This is a genomic window from Sorangium sp. So ce834, from assembly GCF_051521425.1.
Lineage (GTDB): Bacteria > Myxococcota_A > Polyangia > Polyangiales > Polyangiaceae > Sorangium > Sorangium cellulosum_D.
Genome location: NZ_CP150351.1, coordinates 12,892,300 through 12,908,597, shown reverse-complemented (window position 1 = coordinate 12,908,597; position 16,298 = coordinate 12,892,300). Strand labels below are relative to the sequence as shown.

The following is a 16,298-nucleotide window of genomic DNA, read 5'->3' as shown; positions in this document are numbered from 1 at the left end:
CGGCCCGGCCCGCGCGGCGGTCGATGCGTCGTGGCGATGCACGACCCCGCGGGGTAGTCTCCGGTCCGGTCACGGCGATCGCGAAGCGTGGACTGCACGCCGAAACGTCACGAGATCCGAGCGGACCACGACGCGGAGACCTCCACTCCTTTATGCCCTCATTGACCTCACTCTGGTATCGCGTCCTCGCGGCTCTCGGCGTTCACAGGAGCACCGGAGACGTCGCGTTCGAGGAGGACCGCGTCATCTTGCGGGATCTCGAGCGCGCGAAGGTGTTCCCGCAGGAGCCGAGGGAGCCGGGCCGCAGGGAGATGGCGGCATGCGAGCGGTGCGACGGGCCGCTCCGTAAGGTCGTGTTCACGACCGCGGGCGGCGGTGATCAGGTCGAGATCTGGCGACAGTACCCGCTGGCCGTCGATGGATGGATGTGCCGACGGTGCGGGTGGTCGGCGATGCCGCGGTTCATCAGCGCCGAGGAGTCGGTGGACTACGGGCGGGTGGCGGCCGAGCACGCGTCGAGTGGGCAGTTCGACGACGCGGAGTTCTGGCTCCGACGAATCATCGGCTCATGGCCTGGCTACGCGCCTGGCTATGCCGATCTGGGCCAGCTCTCGTCGGCGCGCGCCGAGGCGGCCACCGGCCCGGAAGCGAAGGCGCGCCACCGGTCCGAGGCCGAGGGCTGGCTCCGGCGCGCGGTAGACGCCGACCCCGACCGCCGCCTCGCAGGGGTGCGCGTCCCTCTGGCGCGAGCCCTCGCGCTCACCGGCAAGGAGCGCGAGGCGTTCGAGGTGCTGGACGGGCTGCTCGGCGACCCGGCGCTTCCAGCGTCGGTCCGCGCCGAAGCGGAGGCGCTCGCGTCCGATCTCCGCGACGGGAGGGCGCTCTTCACCCGGGCTGCCGAGATGAGCGGACACCTCGCGCTCGAACCGCGGTCGAAGCCGCTGGCGGCGGCGGATCGAGACGCGCTGGAGCGAGCCCGGGCGCTGCTCCGGCAGGCCGCCGAGCGCAAGGGCGCGTTCGCGAACCTCTGGCTGCTCGGCAAGGTCGAGATGCGGCTCGGCGAGCTGGACGCGGCGCTCGCCGCCCTGCAGCACGCGCACGCGATCGATCCCGAGCAGGCGGACGGATGCCGCGAGCTCGGCGCCGTCTACCTGGAGCTCGATCGCGCGCGCGACGCCCTGCCGATCGCCCGGCGCGCGATCGAGCTTCGGCCCGAGGACGCCGGACTGCGCTGCAACCTGGCCGTGATCCTCCTGCTGACAGGAGACGTCGAGGGCGCGCTCGCCGAGGCGAACGCTGCGCTGTCCCTCGATCCCACCGACGCCATCACGCGCGGCGTGCTCGAGCTGATCGACGACGTCGTCACCGGTCGCCGCCAGCGACCGCGCTCGCTCGCGGAAGCGGAAGGCCGAAAGCGGTGAGGTGGCTGGTCCTGCCGCGCCGCAGAACACCGGCACATGAACACCTCCTCGCCGAGCGCGACCGGGCAGCGCGCGACGCATGCATTCGCGTCCGATAGGCTGCTGAGCGGCTGCGGACCGCGCAGGGGGCGCGCAGGAGGCGCGCAGCGCGCGCGTGCAACAAACGAGCAGAATCATTCCAACCCATTGGCAGGAGGTCCAGCCTGCTGGAGGCGACGCTGCACGTTGCTCTCCGGGCGCCCCCGCCGGCGTTCCGACAGCGCGCGAAGGAGGAGAGAGCATGGCATCGAGAGCGAAGAGGATCCTGGTCATCGGCAAGAGGGCCGATGTCCTCGAGCGGGGCGTGGCAGGGCTGAACCAGCAGGGGCACTCGGCCGTCGGCACGTTGAGCGAGTCGCCGGACGCGGAGTTCCACGCCGGCGACTTCGACCTCATCACCATCGGCGGCGGCGTGGACGCCGCCACCCGGGCGCGCCTCCACGCGCGCTTCAAGGAGCAGAACAAGGACGTGATGGTGCTGGACGTGTACGCCCCGATCGCGGGCCAGCAGATCGCCTGGGCGCTCAGGAGATCTTCCGTCGAGGGAGAGCTCGGGAGCGCCTTCTCGGTGACGGAGGGCGCGGGCGCGTTCGTCGCGCGCGCGACGATCGAGCGCGCATGCGCGCTGCGCCTCGAGATTTACAGCTACCCCGGCGCCGCCCTGGCGCCGAAGATCGCGCGCATCGTCGACACCTCGGTTATCCCGGGGACGCACGAGTTCAGGCTCGAGGAGGAGCTCGCGCGCAACGGGTTCATGGCGGTGCTGACCTTGAACGGCGAGGAGCACCACCTGCACCGCCTGCAGCAACGCCTGGGCTGAGCCGCGCGGCGCGGTCGAGGGCGCGGCGGCACAGCGCTGTGCGACACGACCCCCGAATCGCTTCCAAGGCTTGACATGCTGACACAAGAGCCGAGGTCAGCGCCCTCGGCGGACCGATGAAATCCATCAGCACTCGAGTCTTTCAACCGCATTCCGAAGGATGGCCACGCGTCGGTGGATTGGCGTTGACACCGGCCATGTGAACGCTCACATTGGGCCGCGGTAGCATTCTTTTGCTTTGTTCCCGCAGGCTGGCTGCGGTGTGACGGCGGTCGCGGCCACGAGCCCCGACACGCGCTCGCACATCTTCAGCATCGCCTCGGCTCCATGCCGCGTGTGGTCATCGACACAGGCATCGTGTGGCGGCTGCTCGACGGCGAAACCTTGCAGTTCGGCCGCTCCGGCCCTGGAGAACCTTCATGCGCATCACCTATTTGCTTAGCTGCATCTCCGCCTCTGTCGCGTGCTGTTCGCTCGCCTGCATCTCCGGGCTCTCTGACCACGAAGACAGCGGTTCCGTGGACTCCGCGTTGAAGAGCCCGGACGGCACGATGGAGGCGGGTCTCGCGCTGCAATCGCAGTGGGGAAGCGGGTACTGCGCGGACGTTACGGTGAAGAACACGAGCGCCAGCCCGGTCACCTCCTGGGGGGTCGTCGTCGGGCTCAACGGCTCGACGCTTGGCAACGCGTGGAACGCGCGCGTCACCGCGTCGGGCGGGCAGCTCCACGCCGCCAATGAGAACTACAACGGGACGCTGGGTCCAGGCGCCTCGGCGACGTGGGGGTTCTGCGCCAACGGCACCGGGATGCCCGCGCTCGCGTCGGTGAGCGGCAGCGGGGGCTCGGGCGCCAGCGCGAGCGCCTCCTCGAGCAGCAGCTCGAGCTCGTCCGCGAGCTCCTCGGCGAGCAGCGGCACAGGGTCGGGCGGAGGCGGGGGCGCCGGCGGCGGCGCTGGGTCGGGCGGATCCACGAGCACCGGCGCCGGCGCAGGGGGCGGCGGCGGCGCGGGGGGCAGCACGGGCTCTGGCTGCGGCGTGCCCACGAGCTTCGAATGGACGGCTTCGCCCCCGCTGATCACGCCGCCGAGCGGCTCCGTGTCGATCAAGGACCCGACCGTCCTCTACCACGACGGCAAGTGGCACGTGTACGCGACGCACTACGCCGGCGGCTACAACATGACGTATCTGAACTTCACCGACTGGAACCAGGCCGGGTCGGCGCCGAAGACGCTCTTGAGCACCAACCGCAACCTGACCGGCTACAAGTGCGCCCCGCAGCTCTTCTATTTCTCGCCGCAGAAGCTGTGGTACCTCGTCTACCAGACACAGCCGCCTGCCTACTCGACCAGCACGAACCCGAGCGACGTCAGGTCCTGGTCGGCGCCGAAGACGTTCATCGCGAGGGAGCCCGCGATCGTCACCGAGAACAAGGGCTCAGGGACATGGATCGATTTCTGGGTGATCTGCGACGATGCAAATTGCTACTTGTTCTTCTCGGATGACAACGGGCATCTCTATCGGAGCCAGACCAGCAAGTCGAGCTTCCCGAACGGCTTCGGCACGCCGGTCATCGCCCTGAGCGACTCCAGGTTCGCCTTGTTCGAGGCCGCCAACGTCTACAAGATCAAGGGCAGCAACAAGTACCTCCTGATCCACGAGGCCATCGGCGATGGCCGGTATTTCCGCTCCTGGACGGCGGACAGGCTCGACGGGGCGTGGACGCCGCTCGCGGCCACCCAGGCCAACCCCTTCGCGGGGAAGGCCAACGTCACCGGCGCCGGCTGGTCGAACGACGGGATCAGCCACGGCGAGATGCTCCGCGACAACCCCGACGAGACGATGACGATCGACACGTGCAACATGCGATATCTCTTCCAGGGCCGCACCCGGGCCGGGAGCAGCTACGACCTGAACGAGTACAGCCTCGGGTTGCTCACGGCCGTGCCGTGAGCGCGGATGCGCCCTCGAAGCCCTCATCGTGACGGGGCCGTAGAAGCCGTCGTCGGGGCCGGAGGGATGAGTCACCTCTTCCAGGAACGCGCGCTTGCGCAAAGCTGCGCTCCATGTACCTTGCTCTGATGTCCGACACGCAGTCGACGTCGCCGGGTGCCCCGGGACTGGCATTGCGGCTGTCCACCGCCGTCGGAGCGAGGCTCGTGTGCGAGGGGCGGGTGCGCCCGCTGAGCATCAACGATGTGATCGACATCTCCGAGGAGCGCCTCACGATCCATCAGGGGTGTGGGCGGCGGCCGCCCGCCGGCGTGGCGGTCGGCGCGAGGCGCCTCGAGCTGGACCACGCGACGGTCACCTGGGGCGTGCGCAGCGGTCACTGTCGGGTGTGGCGCTACGGGGACTCGAGCTTCGTCGAGGACATGAGCTCCGACAACGGGACCCACGTGCACCGCGACGGCCATTGGCGTCACATGACCCCTGGGATCCCGGCGGTCCTGGAGGTGGGGGACGAGCTGTCCGTGGGGCGCATCCGCTTCAGCGTCGTGGCCGCATGAACGAAGTATGATCCTCGAGCGAGCCCGCGCGCTCGGCCCCGGCGAGGTCGAGGACGCCTTGCTCGATCTCGACAGCGAGGCCCTTGTTCGCTGGCTCGCGGAGCCGATTCGCCCCTCGTGAGCTCCGAGCGCGGTCGGCGGGGCCATGAGCCCGCAGCGCGCGACCTGCCATCCTCACCCGAGCGACCGCCTCACCCGGCCGGCCACGCCGCTCACGGACGGCGACGAGGTCTGCCGATGGCCGGGGGACTTCCGCTCTCCGCCGGCGCGAGCCTCGCCAGCGCCGCGCACGCGAGGTCGGGCAGGGTCGCCTTCATCCACGCGGGGTCCACGGCGCCGGGCGCCGAGAAGTAGGCGCGGCAGGCCTGGTGCGCCGGGCCGAGCAGCACGACGTCGACCATCACCTCGGACGAGCGCGCCCCGGCGAGGACGCCGAGCTCCGCGAGGTGCGCCGTCATCTCCGCCTTGAGCCGCGCCTTCGTCTCCCGCAGCGCGGCGCGGTGATGCCCGTCGAGCTCCAGCGCGAGCGCCTGGTACATGAAGCGCGCCTCGGCCTCGTGGTCGAGCACCCAGGTCAAGTGCGCCGAGACCAGCGCCCGCACCGCCGAGCGCGCCGTCCTGGCAGAGCGCACGCGCGCGGTGACGTCCCCCAGCAGCCGCTCGAAGGTCCGCTCGAGCAGCGCCGCCACCAGCGCCGGGAAATCCTCGAAGAGGTGGTACACGCTCGATGGGCTCGCCCCCGCCTCCTTGCGGACGTCCTCGATGCCGGTGCGCAAGAGGCCCCGCTGCTCGAAGCAGCGGAGCGCCGCGTCGAGCAGCGCTTCCCGGCGGGCCACGCCGTTCTGTCGCGCCACGGCCACGGCCCCTCCCTACCGCAGCCCCGCGCCGCTGACCAGCGGCCCACCGCGGACTCGACTGGAAGATTCTTCCAACTTCATCGTGGAAGTTTCTTCCAGTTCGGTTACCCTCTCGTCGAAAGCGAGGTGGCGCATGAAGCTGGGGCTGGAGAACAGAGCCGCGCTGGTGACCGGCGGCTCGCAGGGGATCGGCAAGGAGGTGGCGTTGCAGCTCGCGGCCGAAGGGGCCCGCGTGGCGCTCACCTACAGGAGCGAGCGTGAGAAGGCCGCGGAGGTCGTCCAGGAGATCGAGCGGCGAGGCGGCGAGGCGCTCGCGCTGGAGCTCGATCTCGGGTCGCTCGAGTCGGTCAAGGCGGCGGTCGCGGCCACCGTGGCGCGCTTCGGGCAGATCGATGTCCTCGTCAACAACGCGGTCCGCTGGAGCGAGCGCCTGCCCTGGGAGGCGCCGCGGTTCGAGGACATCCCGCTCGAGGAGTGGCAGGGCACCCTCCACGACAACGTCGACGGCGCCTTCGCCGCCATCCAGGCCGCGGTGCCTTCCATGCGCGCCCGCGGCTGGGGCCGGATCGTCAACGTCTCCTCGGGCGTGGCGCTCGACGGCGTGGTGGGCGCCGGTCCTTACGCCGCCGCCAAGTCGGCGCTCCACGGGCTCACCGCGGTGCTGGCGCGCGAGCTCGGGCCGCACGGGATCTTGACCAACGTGGTGGTGCCGGGCTTGACCGTGACCGACCGGGTGAGCGCGCGGACGTCGCCGGAGATGCTGGCGCAGCGCGGGAAGGCGTATCCCGTGGGGCGGCTCTTGAGGCCCGAGGAGGTAGCGCCCATCATCGTCTTCCTGTGCTCGGCGGCGAACACCGCGGTCACGGGGGAGATCCTCCGCGCGAGCGGCGGCCGGCCGATGTGACGGGACTGGCGGGCTCCTCGCTCCTCTCTTCGTGCAGCGCCGCCTCGAACGCCGCGGCGAACACACGGAAACCCGGAAGGCCGGGACGCGCTCGCTTCCTCGGAGAGCCGCGCTGAACACCGCGGGAGGGGGCTCGACGTGCCCCCGGGTGACGTTAAACAACCCGTGCGGGCCGGGTGCTCGGAGCGGGATGACGCGCCGCGATCCGAGCCCGTGACCTGCGAGAGTCGGAGGGCGAGGTGACGGCATTCATCGGTATCAGCAGGGCGCTCCTCGGCGGATTCCTGGCGATCTCCTCGACGCGCGCCAGCGCCGCGCCGGAGACCGCGGACATCGGCGACGAGGGGGAGACCGCAAGCGTGTCGGACAACCCGGAGGGCGAGGTCGCCGAGGAGGCCAGGCGGGGCTCGATCAGGGTCATCGAGGCGACCTACGGGGCCAACTGCGGCATCTCGGCAGGGAACCAGACCTACAACCTGGTCCGCGCCTGCAACGGCCTCACCTACTGCGAGTACGCGATCGACCACCGTGTCATCGGAGATCCCGCGTACGGCTGCGCCAAGGAGTACTACGCCCGCTGGCAGTGTGGGCCCGGCGACTTTCGCAGCACGGCGGTCCCCGCCGAAGCGTCGGGCCGGACCGTGACGCTCCAGTGCCAGCGGTGACCGCCCTGCGACCCTCCGGCGGATCCGTCGCCACGCATCCCCGGAATCGCGCGCTTCCGGGGGCGCGCGGCGCCTCGCCGCCGCCCCCTCGCCTCATCGGGACGAGGGCTCAATTCCCCGCGCTCTGCTCCTTCGGCGCCGGCGGCAGCGGCGGCAGCCCCGGACGCGGCCGATACCCAGGCTTCCGGTACGACAGGATCGGGATCGCCTCGTTCTTGTACGGCGCGCTCTCCCCCGGCTTCGGGCACTGATCCCGCACCCAGTAGACGTCGAACGCGACGATCTCGTCGTCCGGCCGCCCGGTGCGCTCATGATACCTGAGCAGGTACTCCTGGAGGCCGGGCTTGCGGAACGGCTTGTTCCGGTCGAGCCGGATCCGGTTGAAATAGTCCTGCCGGATCTGCCCGAGCCCGAGCCCCCGCGCGTCGGAGAGGTCGAGATCGGGCGGGAGCCCCGTGAACGGATCGACGTGGCGCCCGTCGACGGTGATCGCGTCGACGCTGATCGACCCGTCCTCGGTGATCGGGTTCGGGGCGAACATGCCCCACCCCTGGAGCAGGCGCGGATACACGATCGTCGCCTGCACGATCTTCGGCTGAGCATGCTTGAGGACGGCAGGCACGCTCTTGTTCTCGTTGATGGCCTGGCTCACGGCGCAGAGCCCGAGGTACGCGACCAGCGCCTCCCGCGCGATCACCCGGCCGCGGGCGACCTTCTCCGCGAGCGGCGACGGGCCCTCCACCGCCAGAGCCCTCGCGCGCGGCGGCCGCGTCAGCCCGAAGAACCTGGCGATGGCGTCGCGCCGCCGCGACACGGCGGCGAGCAGCGCGCCGGGCGCGCCGAGGCAAAGCGCCCAGACCAGCGGGCGGGCAAAGCGACCTCCGGGGAGCGCCTGCAGGATCTCGCGCAGCGCCGCGGCGCCCCGGAACACCCGGCCATCCGACGGATCGCGCGCCTCGAAGAGCTCCGGCCGCGCCTCTACTCCCCCCACCGCCTCCCCTCCCCCCGCCGCCTCCGCCTCCGCCAAGGCCGCCGCGCGCGCCTCCTCGAACCGGAGCAGCTCGAGGTGATCGAGCCGGACCAGGAGCCGCATGATCGCGAAGGCGAGCGGCGAGCCCGCGTCGTAGACGACGACCCGGGGCGCCGCGCGGCGGCGATACCAGCGCGCGAGGGCGTCCCAGTGCTGCGATGTCGGCAGCAGGAACGACCAGCCGATCATGAACCACGAGAAGGGGCCGAGGCGCATCATCACCCCGAACGAGCCGTGCAAGGCCCACATCCCGAGCATCGCCAGCGCGCGCGTGAAGCGGCGGCCGTAGGGCGAGAGGATCCACATCACGAGCAGCGCCTCGACCATCAGGACGCCCCAGGTGAGCCCCCGCTTCGCCCAGTAAGGGATGTACTCCCGCGCGACGGCCGCGAGCCCCGTGACCATGCGGTCGAGGTGCAGCACGTAATGCACCGTCTCGCCGCGGCGCCAGATCAGGCCTGACTTGTTGACGACGTTGAAATAGTAGATGGTCGCCAGGTTGAGGATCGCGAGGAGCACGATCCCCGAGACGTACGGGCGCAGCGCCCACGCGGGGCGGCTCCGGTCCGCGAGATCCGCGGCCGTTCTCTCCTGCCGCTCGCGGTAGGAGCGGATCAGCGCGTCGACCGAGAAGCGCCTGCCGGTCGGCATGAACATCGCCCAGCAGGTGATGAGGTTCACGACGACATAGCCGCCGTTCTCGATCATGACGATCCGGTTGTCCCTGCTCGTCACGAGCAGGAAGGAGAGGATCGAGAACAGCCGCGTGTGCCAGCCGACGAAGAAGCAGAGGAAGCAGAAGAGCGAGAGCGCGAACGCGACGTGGACCTCTCCGATCGACGAGAACGCGTGATAGAGGCTGAAGTTGAATCCGCTGCTCGGGTGAAAGAGGTGGAAGTGGTTGGTGAGCACCCCGTCGTTGCTGTAGATCCAGCTCGCCTCGCCCCAGTGGCGCACGCAGTCGCTCGCCAGGAGGAAGCCGAGCACGAGCCTGAACAGGCCGAGCGTGCGGACGTCGATGGTGCAGTAATGCTCCTGGATCCATCGCCCCACGCGCCGGAGGCGCTCCCTCGCAGGCGGCCTCGGGGCTTTGGCGGCGGCTCGGAGCGGCGCGCCGTCGACGGGTGACGCGCCGTCGACGGGTGACGCGCCGTGCTCCGGCGCCGCCTCGCCAGCCCGCGCGCTCTCCTCCGGCGCCGCCTCCCCGGCCCGCGCGCTCTGCTCCGGCGCCGCCTCGCCAGCCCGCGCGCTCTCCTCCGGCGCGCCGCGATCGGCGGCGCTCGGGTCCTCGTCAGGCTCACGCATGCGAGCGCCTCAGTTCGGCTTGATCGGTCGGGCGAGGCCCGGCGCGAGGGGCGGCATGCGCTCGCCGAGCTTCCCCATGCCCCCTCGCGAGTGCGAGAACAGCTTCTCCCGCTCGAAGGCCGTGGGCGCGGGCTCGCCGGGCGCGGGGGTCGGCGCCGAGACCCAGTACGCGTCGTAGCCCGTCAGCGCCATCTCGCGCCCGCCCTCTCCCGAGAGGGGCCCGCCCTTCGCGAGGTAGTCGCGGAAGGCGCGCTGGAAATCGGACCACTCCGGCCGCCGGACGCGATCGAGGTAATCGGACCAGAGCTGGCCGAGCCTCGCCCCGGGGTGCCCGGCCGGCTGCAGCCGCGGCTCCTCCCCGGTCAGCGGATCGATCGGCTGCTGCGCGCGCGACTGGCCGTCGATCACGAGGAGCGCGTTGACCCGCGGCGGCTCGGGCGCCATCACGTCCCACCGCGCCAGCATGCGCGGCCACGTCGCCACGCCGGCCAGCACCGGCCCCTGCGGGATGGCGGCCGCGCCGGGCAACGGGTTCTCCTTCGCCGTCTGCGCCAGCATCGCGGCGAGCACCACGAGCACCGCCGCCTCGCGCAGCGACCCCAGCGCGAGGCGCGCCACCCGCACCGCCGGCGCGGGGCTCGGCGGCGCGGCGCCCTCGTCGTCGCCGTCCGCGTGGCTCTCGTCGAACAGCGGGATCCCGCACGCCTGCTTGCCGAGGAGCGTGCTGATGTGGTGCCGGCGCGTCGCGACCACCTCGTAGAGCGCGTCGAGGAGGTGCGAGATGCCCGGCAGCTTGAGCGGCCAGGCGAGCCAGCCGAACGGCAGCGCCAGGAGCGCCTCGGTCACCGCCGCGCCCTGCGTGTACACGCGCCCGTTCCGGTCGATCGCGAGCACCGTCCGCTCGACGAGCTCCGGCGTGACCTCCTTCGGCATCGGCACGCGCTCCGTGGCGCCCGTCTGGTTGCGGACGTAGAGCTCGTCGAGCGCGCCGTTGCCCTGGAAGGCCACGTGCCCGCGCAGATCGAGCCGCTTGATCAGGCGGCACAGCGTGAGGCACAGGCCGCAGTCGGCGTCGTACACGAGCGTGCGCGCCCGCCGCTCGTTCCAGGAGCGCTCGTACGCGTCCCAGAGCTCGCCGGGGATCACGAGCGGCGCGGCGGCGGCGAGCCCCCAGCCGAACAGCCCGAGATCGAAGAAGACCCCGAGGATCAGCCCGTGCACCACCATCAGCGCCGCGGCGGCCCCGCGCGTCCAGCGGAAGAGCGCGGGGACGACGATGAGCGCCGGGATCGCGAGCTGCATGGCCCACGTGCCGAACGTGAGCCCGCGCAGCGTGCCGAGCGGCAGGGCGTCGCGGAGCCAGGTGCCCGCGTCGCTCGCCAGGCGCTCGGCGTGGAGCGCGTAGTAGAACGCCGTGCCGTCGCGCCACGCCTCGCCGCGCTGCTGGAGCGCCGTACACAGGTAGATGAGCGCGAGCTGCAGCAGCACCGCCAGCGCGGCGAGCGACGTCGGCGACCACCCGGGCAGCCGCTCGGCCTCGATCTCGGCGTCCGAGGTCCGCGACCGGTCGTTCAGCTCCGTGTCGCGCTTCTCGTCCCGGAGCGCCAGCGAGGCGCGGAGGCTGTCGAGCGAGAGGCGGCCCCCGCAGGGCAGGAAGGCGGTGAACGCGAGCAGCGCGATCGCCGCGTAGTTGCCGGCGTTCTCGAGCAGGATGTTCCGCGACGTCAGGCTCACCAGCACGACGAGCGCGAGGACGTGAAAGACGCGCGTCCGGTAGCCGAGGAGGAACAGGGCGTAGACGACGAGCGCGAGCGAGAAGGCGAAGTGGGCCTCCCCCACCGTCGAGACGGCGTGGAACAGGCTGAAGACGTGCTGCTTGCCGCGGAGGTTGAAGAGGTGGTTGTGGTTCGGGAGGACGCCCTCGTTCGAGTAGAAGTCCCGCACCCACCGCCACCGCGCGAACAGGTCGGCGATGAGGACCAGCCCGAAGGTGATGCGAAACAACCCGAGCGAGCGGGCGTCGATGCGCAAGAAATGATCGCGAAGTGATTTCACGGAGAGTCCTCGACCCGGAATCCGTAATCCGATGCATGCTCGAGCTCGGGGACGCTCGGCTGTCGCAAGAGCAGGGACCGCACGGTCCAGAGATCGCCGAAGACGCGGTAGCGCAGCGCGGTCTGGTCGAGGTAGTCGACGCCCGCGGAGCCGCCCGTGCCGGTGCGCCGGCCGATCACCCGCTCGACCATCCGCGCGTGGCGCTGCCGCCAGATGAGCATGGCCTGCTCCATCTCCAGGATGCGGTCGAGCACCTCGCGCGGCCACGCGAGCCGGGGCAGATCGCGGTAGCTCTCGATGAAGACGATCGCCGCGCGGACGGCACGCCGCTTCTCGCGCGTGGCCGCGTCGGCGCCCGGGTCGTCCTCGGCGAGCAGGAACGCCTCGGCGTTCGCGTTCTCGGCCTCGTACCGCGCGCGGAGCCGCTCGACGTCCGCCGGGGTGAGCGCCTTGTCGATCGCGATCTGCACCCGGCGCTCGTTCTCGGCGCGCATCGAGCGCATGTAGTTGCGGAGGAAGCGCAGGACCGCCTCCGGCTCGCTCGAGCCGTCGAGCGGCGTCCGCGACAGCCACTCGTACAGGTAGTGCTTGAGGCTCGGCCCGCTCGCGAGCCGCGCCTCGAGCCGGCGCGTCGCGGACGACGCCGACCCGTCGGCGGTCTTGAGCGCCTCCCTGTAGCTGCCCTCGCGGCCGAGCGGGATCCGGAGCGCGTCGTCGAGCCCCAGCAGGACCTCGATCTCGCGCAGCTGCGCCGACTGGAAGCCGCTCGCGGGGATGAGGCGATCCCGAAAATCCAAGTAATCCCGCGTCGTTAGCGTCTCCATCACCCGGAAGTGCTGGATCGCCTGCTCGAAGATGGTGACGACCCGCCGGAACGAGCGCGCCGCGGAGGCGAGCTTCTGATCGGGCACGGGGTTCTGGCGGAAGAGCTCGCGCGCCGAGGTGAGCTCGCGGAGGATGAGCTTGAACCAGAGCTCGTAGATCTGGTGGACGACGATGAACAGGGCCTCGTCGTTGCTGACCTTCTGCTCGTCGTCGTCGAATCCACCCTGGAGGGCGAGCAGCTCCTCGACGTGGATGTAATCCCAGTAGTTCATGTCGGTGGCGATCGCGAGGCGGGCCGCCGGGGGAGCTCGCGCGGTGCGCCGGCTCCTCGAGCGGCGCCGGGAGTCTACTTCCCGCGACCCCGGAAACGGAAGTGCGCCGGCGCCGCGCGCACGGAAAGCGCGCCCGGTCCGGCGGGCGGTTTCACGGGCCCGCCGCGCCTTCCACCGGCGGGCCGCGCCGCGCGCTCACGGCGCGTTTTCCACCCCCGGCGCGCTCACCGCACGCCTGGCGCGCCAGGCGGCGGCTCGGCCGGCGCGCGCCGCAGGCCGTCGGGGCCCACGTCGACGGGCGGCGCGTAGCTCTTGAGCTCGGCCCGCTCGGAGCTCACGCCGCTCGCCGCCTCGATCGCCACCACGCCGACGTCCGGGCAGAACGTCGACACGAAGCGCGCCGGGCTGTCGCCGAGGCGCTCCTCGACCGTCTGCACGCACCCCGTGAACCGGCCCGCGGGCACCTCGATCGCGGCGTCGACCGCGGCGATCCGGGCGCGGCCGCCGTGCTCGCCGGTCCACGTCGTGCCGGGCGCGATCGGCTCCTTGAGCACGAAGACGCCCGTGTCGCTGCGGATCACGCCCTCGGGGGTGAACTCGAAGCGCTTCACCCCGGAGGGGAACCGGAGCTCGCCGCGGCGCTCGTCCGCGCGGTGCACGCGCGCGACGAGGAGCCCCTGCTCACCGCCCTCGCTCAGGGTCGCGTAGTGGTAGATGTGCCCGTCGACGAGCGGGAAGTAGCGCTCGGCCCGCGTGCCCGAGGAGGCGCCCTGCTGCCCGTCGGGCGCCGCGTTCCACGCCGCCGGCCGGGCCGGGCCGGGCGCGCCCCCGCAGCCGAGCAGCGCGAGCGAGAGCGCGGCGAGCCGCCGCGCGCGAGGGCGGCCGGGGGTGCGCTCGATCGCGGGGCTCACCGCCCTGCCTCCTCGGTCGTCACGGGCGGGGCCGTCGCGGGCGGGGTCGTCACGGAGACACGTGGCTGTGGGACCAGTACCAGAGCGACAGGATCGCGAGCAGCGCCGCGGCCGCGAGGAGCAGGGCGACGGCGAGCGGGTCGGGATCGATCCGGCGCAGCAGCGCCCGCGCGGCTCGGCGGACGTCCTCGCGCTCGGCCTCCTTGGCGAGCCGCCCTGCGTCCGCCCGGACGAGCGCGTAGTCGCCCCGCTCGAACGCCTCCACGAGCCGCGTGAGCTCGGGATCGCGCGGCAGGCCCTCTGCGCCGCCCTCCGCGGCCGCGGCTGCGTCGGCGCCGCGCCGCTTGGCGCGCTTCTTCGGCCGGCGCCGCGGCTCGGCGTCGGCCGCCTCGCCCGGCGGGGAGGTCGCCTCCGGCCCGGCCGGCTCGGGCCGGTCGGCGGCCGCCGGCTCCGGGCCGTCGATGTCGGCCGGCGCCCTGTCCGTCACGTGCAGCTCTCGGTGGTGATGAAGGCCATGGCCGAACCCCTGGGCGGATGATCGAGACGCGGCAGGCTACCTCGAACCCGGGCCCACGTGCCCCCCAAAAAGCCCGGAAAACCCGGGATCGGCCGCCGCGGCGCGGCCTACTGCAGGCCCCGGCCCCGGTCGACGTCCATGGGCTCGGGCCGGTCTCTCCAGGGGACGGCCGCCTCGCCCTCGCCGCTCACCACGCAGCGGAGCGCCTCGCACGCGGCCCGGTAGTACGCCTTGCGGCCGCAGCCGACGGCCTTGAACTGGCCGCCGAGCTGCTCCTCGACGCGGACGTCCTTGTCGGGGCAGTCGAGGTCGGAGGTGGCGCGCGCGCGGACCATCGGCATCGCGTTCGACGGCACGTTGGCCACGCTGCACGCGGGCGAGAGCGCGCCGGCCAGGAGGGCGGCGAAGGGGACGAGGGCAGCGGCACGGGACGGGCGCACGGCACGAGCGTAATGCACCGCTCCTCCTGAGATCCCCAGAAATGAACCTACGGCGCGGCGATCCCGGCGCCCGGGCTCCCCCCGTGGTCGAGCCCTCCCGCCTGCCCGGCGCCCGGCTCAGAACTGGAAGTACACGAACGGCACCGCGGCCGCGCTCGCCGCCTCGTGCAGCGAGACCGCGACCAGGAACAGCAGCGCGCCCTGGAGCGGCGCCGGCGCCGCGATGAAGGCGCCGCGGGCGCGCTCGTACAGGCGCTCGGGCACGTAGTGGGACAGGAGCGCGACCGCGAGGAGCGCGACAAGCACCGGCGGCAGGTTCGGGTGGAACGTCGTCAGCGTGCCGATCTGCCGCAGGATGAGCACGGCCTGCGAGAAGGTCGGCACGCGGAAGAAGATCCACGCGAGGCAGACGTAGTGGAACGTCAGCAGCACGCACAGCGCGCGGATCGGGAAGCCGGCCAGGGATGAGCGCGCGGCCCTCCCCGCGCCCTCGCCCTCCGGACGCCGGCGCTTCATGGCGCGCTGGAAGGCGCGCGTCACGGCGAGGCCGAGGCCGTGGAGGAAGCCCCAGAAGACGAAGTTCCACGACGCCCCGTGCCAGAGGCCGCCGAGCAGCATCGTGATCATCAGGTTGCGGTACGTCGCGAGCTCCGAGCCGCGGTTGCCGCCGAGCGGGATGTACAGGTAGTCGCGGAGCCACGTGGAGAGCGAGATGTGCCAGCGGCGCCAGAAATCGGCGAGGTTCTGCGCCTTGTACGGCGCGTCGAAGTTCTTCGGGAACCGCACGCCGAGCAGCAGCGCCGAGCCGATCGCGATGTCGGTGTAGCCCGAGAAGTCGCAGTAGATCTGCGCGGCGTAGCCGTAGACGCCCGCGAGGACCTCCAGCGCCGAGTAGTTCTCCGGGCGCTCGAAGACGCGGTCGACGAGGTTGAGCGCGAGCTGATCCGAGAGGACGACCTTCTTGACGAGGCCGATCGCGACGAGGAACAGCGCCTCGCCGCCCTCCTCGCGGGTGAGGCTCGGGGCGCGCTCGAACTGCGGGAGCAGGTCGCGCGGGCGCACGATGGGGCCGGCGACGAGGTGCGGGAAGAAGGCGACGAAGAGCAGGTAGCGGAGGTAGCTCCTGTGGGGCGGGAGCTCGCCCCGGTAGACGTCGATGACGTAGCTCATCGACTCGAACGTGAAGAACGAGATGCCCACCGGCGGCAGGAGCACCCGGAGCGCGTGCCCCACGCTCGCCGGCTCGCCCGTGAGCAGGGCGCGCAGCGCGGCCACGTTCTCGAGGGCGAAGTTCCAGTACTTGAAGAAGCCGAGGAACCCGAGGTTCAGCGCCACGGTGGCGATGAGCATCGCGCGCCGCGCCCGGGGCCTCGTCTCGCGGGCGATCGCGCGGGCGAGCAGGAAGTCGACGGTGGACGAGGCGAAGATGAGCGGCAGGTAGCGCCAGTCCCAGGCCGCGTAGAACCCGTAGCTCACGAGGAGCAGGAACACGACGCGCGCGCGGATGCCGGCGAACCGCACGAGCGCCCACGATCCGACGAAGACGGCGGCGAAGAACTCGGCGTAACGGAGGGTGTTGAAGAGCACGGCCGGTGGGAGCCCGGGGCAGGCTTGCGGCGAGGGGGGCGCGACGGCCGGGAGGGCCGAACGCGCGGGCTACCCGGGCGGTGGGCGCCGTCTACCACGGCGAGCGCCGCGCGGCGCAGCTGGTGGCAGCGCGGCGCCATGTTG

General features: G+C 71.8%; 14 protein-coding genes. 6 read left to right on the top strand and 8 right to left on the bottom strand.

The window, feature by feature from the left end:
- The first annotated feature begins 161 nt into the window (after positions 1-161).
- From WMF20_RS47225 to WMF20_RS47210, 4 genes are all read left to right on the top strand, one after another.
- Positions 162-1,421, top strand: a complete 1,260-nt coding sequence (locus tag WMF20_RS47225) for a hypothetical protein (protein WP_437608289.1) — start codon at positions 162-164, stop codon at positions 1,419-1,421.
- A 280-nt stretch (positions 1,422-1,701) separates the two neighbouring features.
- Positions 1,702-2,280 carry a hypothetical protein gene (locus tag WMF20_RS47220; protein WP_129580392.1) on the top strand — a complete coding sequence of 193 codons (579 nt, stop codon included), beginning with the start codon at positions 1,702-1,704 and terminating at the stop codon, positions 2,278-2,280.
- 518 nt (positions 2,281-2,798) lie between these two features.
- On the top strand, positions 2,799-4,229 hold the full coding sequence (locus WMF20_RS47215) for a non-reducing end alpha-L-arabinofuranosidase family hydrolase (RefSeq protein ID WP_437608287.1): 1,431 nt from the start codon (positions 2,799-2,801) through the stop codon (positions 4,227-4,229).
- 113 nt (positions 4,230-4,342) lie between these two features.
- A complete protein-coding gene (locus tag WMF20_RS47210) occupies positions 4,343-4,786 on the top strand; it encodes an FHA domain-containing protein (protein WP_437608285.1) in 444 nt (147 codons plus the stop codon).
- A gap of 212 nt (positions 4,787-4,998) precedes the next feature.
- On the opposite strand, the gene WMF20_RS47205 is transcribed toward WMF20_RS47210, so the two are convergent.
- Positions 4,999-5,646 (bottom strand): TetR/AcrR family transcriptional regulator, encoded by a 648-nt coding sequence (locus WMF20_RS47205; RefSeq protein ID WP_437608283.1) that lies wholly within the window; start codon positions 5,644-5,646, stop codon positions 4,999-5,001.
- Between the two features lie 130 nt (positions 5,647-5,776).
- On the opposite strand from WMF20_RS47205, the gene WMF20_RS47200 reads away from it, so the two are divergent.
- Together WMF20_RS47200 and WMF20_RS47195 are read left to right on the top strand one after the other, a co-directional pair.
- Complete coding sequence (locus WMF20_RS47200) at positions 5,777-6,547, top strand: SDR family NAD(P)-dependent oxidoreductase (RefSeq protein WP_437608281.1); 771 nt, start codon at positions 5,777-5,779, stop codon at positions 6,545-6,547.
- Between the two features lie 239 nt (positions 6,548-6,786).
- Entirely contained in the window at positions 6,787-7,212 is a 426-nt protein-coding gene (locus tag WMF20_RS47195; RefSeq protein ID WP_437608279.1) for a hypothetical protein, read from the top strand.
- Positions 7,213-7,321: 109 nt separating this feature from the next.
- On the opposite strand, the gene WMF20_RS47190 is transcribed toward WMF20_RS47195, so the two are convergent.
- The 7 genes from WMF20_RS47190 to WMF20_RS47160 form a co-directional block, all read right to left on the bottom strand.
- Complete coding sequence (locus tag WMF20_RS47190) at positions 7,322-9,547, bottom strand: hypothetical protein (protein WP_437608277.1); 2,226 nt, start codon at positions 9,545-9,547, stop codon at positions 7,322-7,324.
- Between the two features lie 9 nt (positions 9,548-9,556).
- Entirely contained in the window at positions 9,557-11,602 is a 2,046-nt protein-coding gene (locus WMF20_RS47185; RefSeq protein ID WP_437608275.1) for a DCC1-like thiol-disulfide oxidoreductase family protein, read from the bottom strand.
- Positions 11,599-12,699 carry a tryptophan 2,3-dioxygenase family protein gene (locus WMF20_RS47180; protein ID WP_437608273.1) on the bottom strand — a complete coding sequence of 367 codons (1,101 nt, stop codon included), beginning with the start codon at positions 12,697-12,699 and terminating at the stop codon, positions 11,599-11,601. Before WMF20_RS47180 ends, WMF20_RS47185 begins: the two co-directional genes overlap by 4 nt.
- Positions 12,700-12,923: 224 nt before the next feature.
- Entirely contained in the window at positions 12,924-13,610 is a 687-nt protein-coding gene (locus tag WMF20_RS47175) for a hypothetical protein (protein WP_437608271.1), read from the bottom strand.
- A 49-nt stretch (positions 13,611-13,659) separates the two neighbouring features.
- The gene (locus WMF20_RS47170) at positions 13,660-14,097 is read right to left on the bottom strand and encodes a hypothetical protein (protein ID WP_129580383.1); all 438 of its coding nucleotides are present in this window, start codon (positions 14,095-14,097) and stop codon (positions 13,660-13,662) included.
- Between the two features lie 137 nt (positions 14,098-14,234).
- A complete protein-coding gene (locus tag WMF20_RS47165) occupies positions 14,235-14,567 on the bottom strand; it encodes a hypothetical protein (protein WP_129580382.1) in 333 nt (110 codons plus the stop codon).
- A gap of 117 nt (positions 14,568-14,684) precedes the next feature.
- Positions 14,685-16,154 (bottom strand): MBOAT family O-acyltransferase, encoded by a 1,470-nt coding sequence (locus WMF20_RS47160; protein WP_437608268.1) that lies wholly within the window; start codon positions 16,152-16,154, stop codon positions 14,685-14,687.
- Between the last annotated feature and the right edge of the window lie 144 nt (positions 16,155-16,298).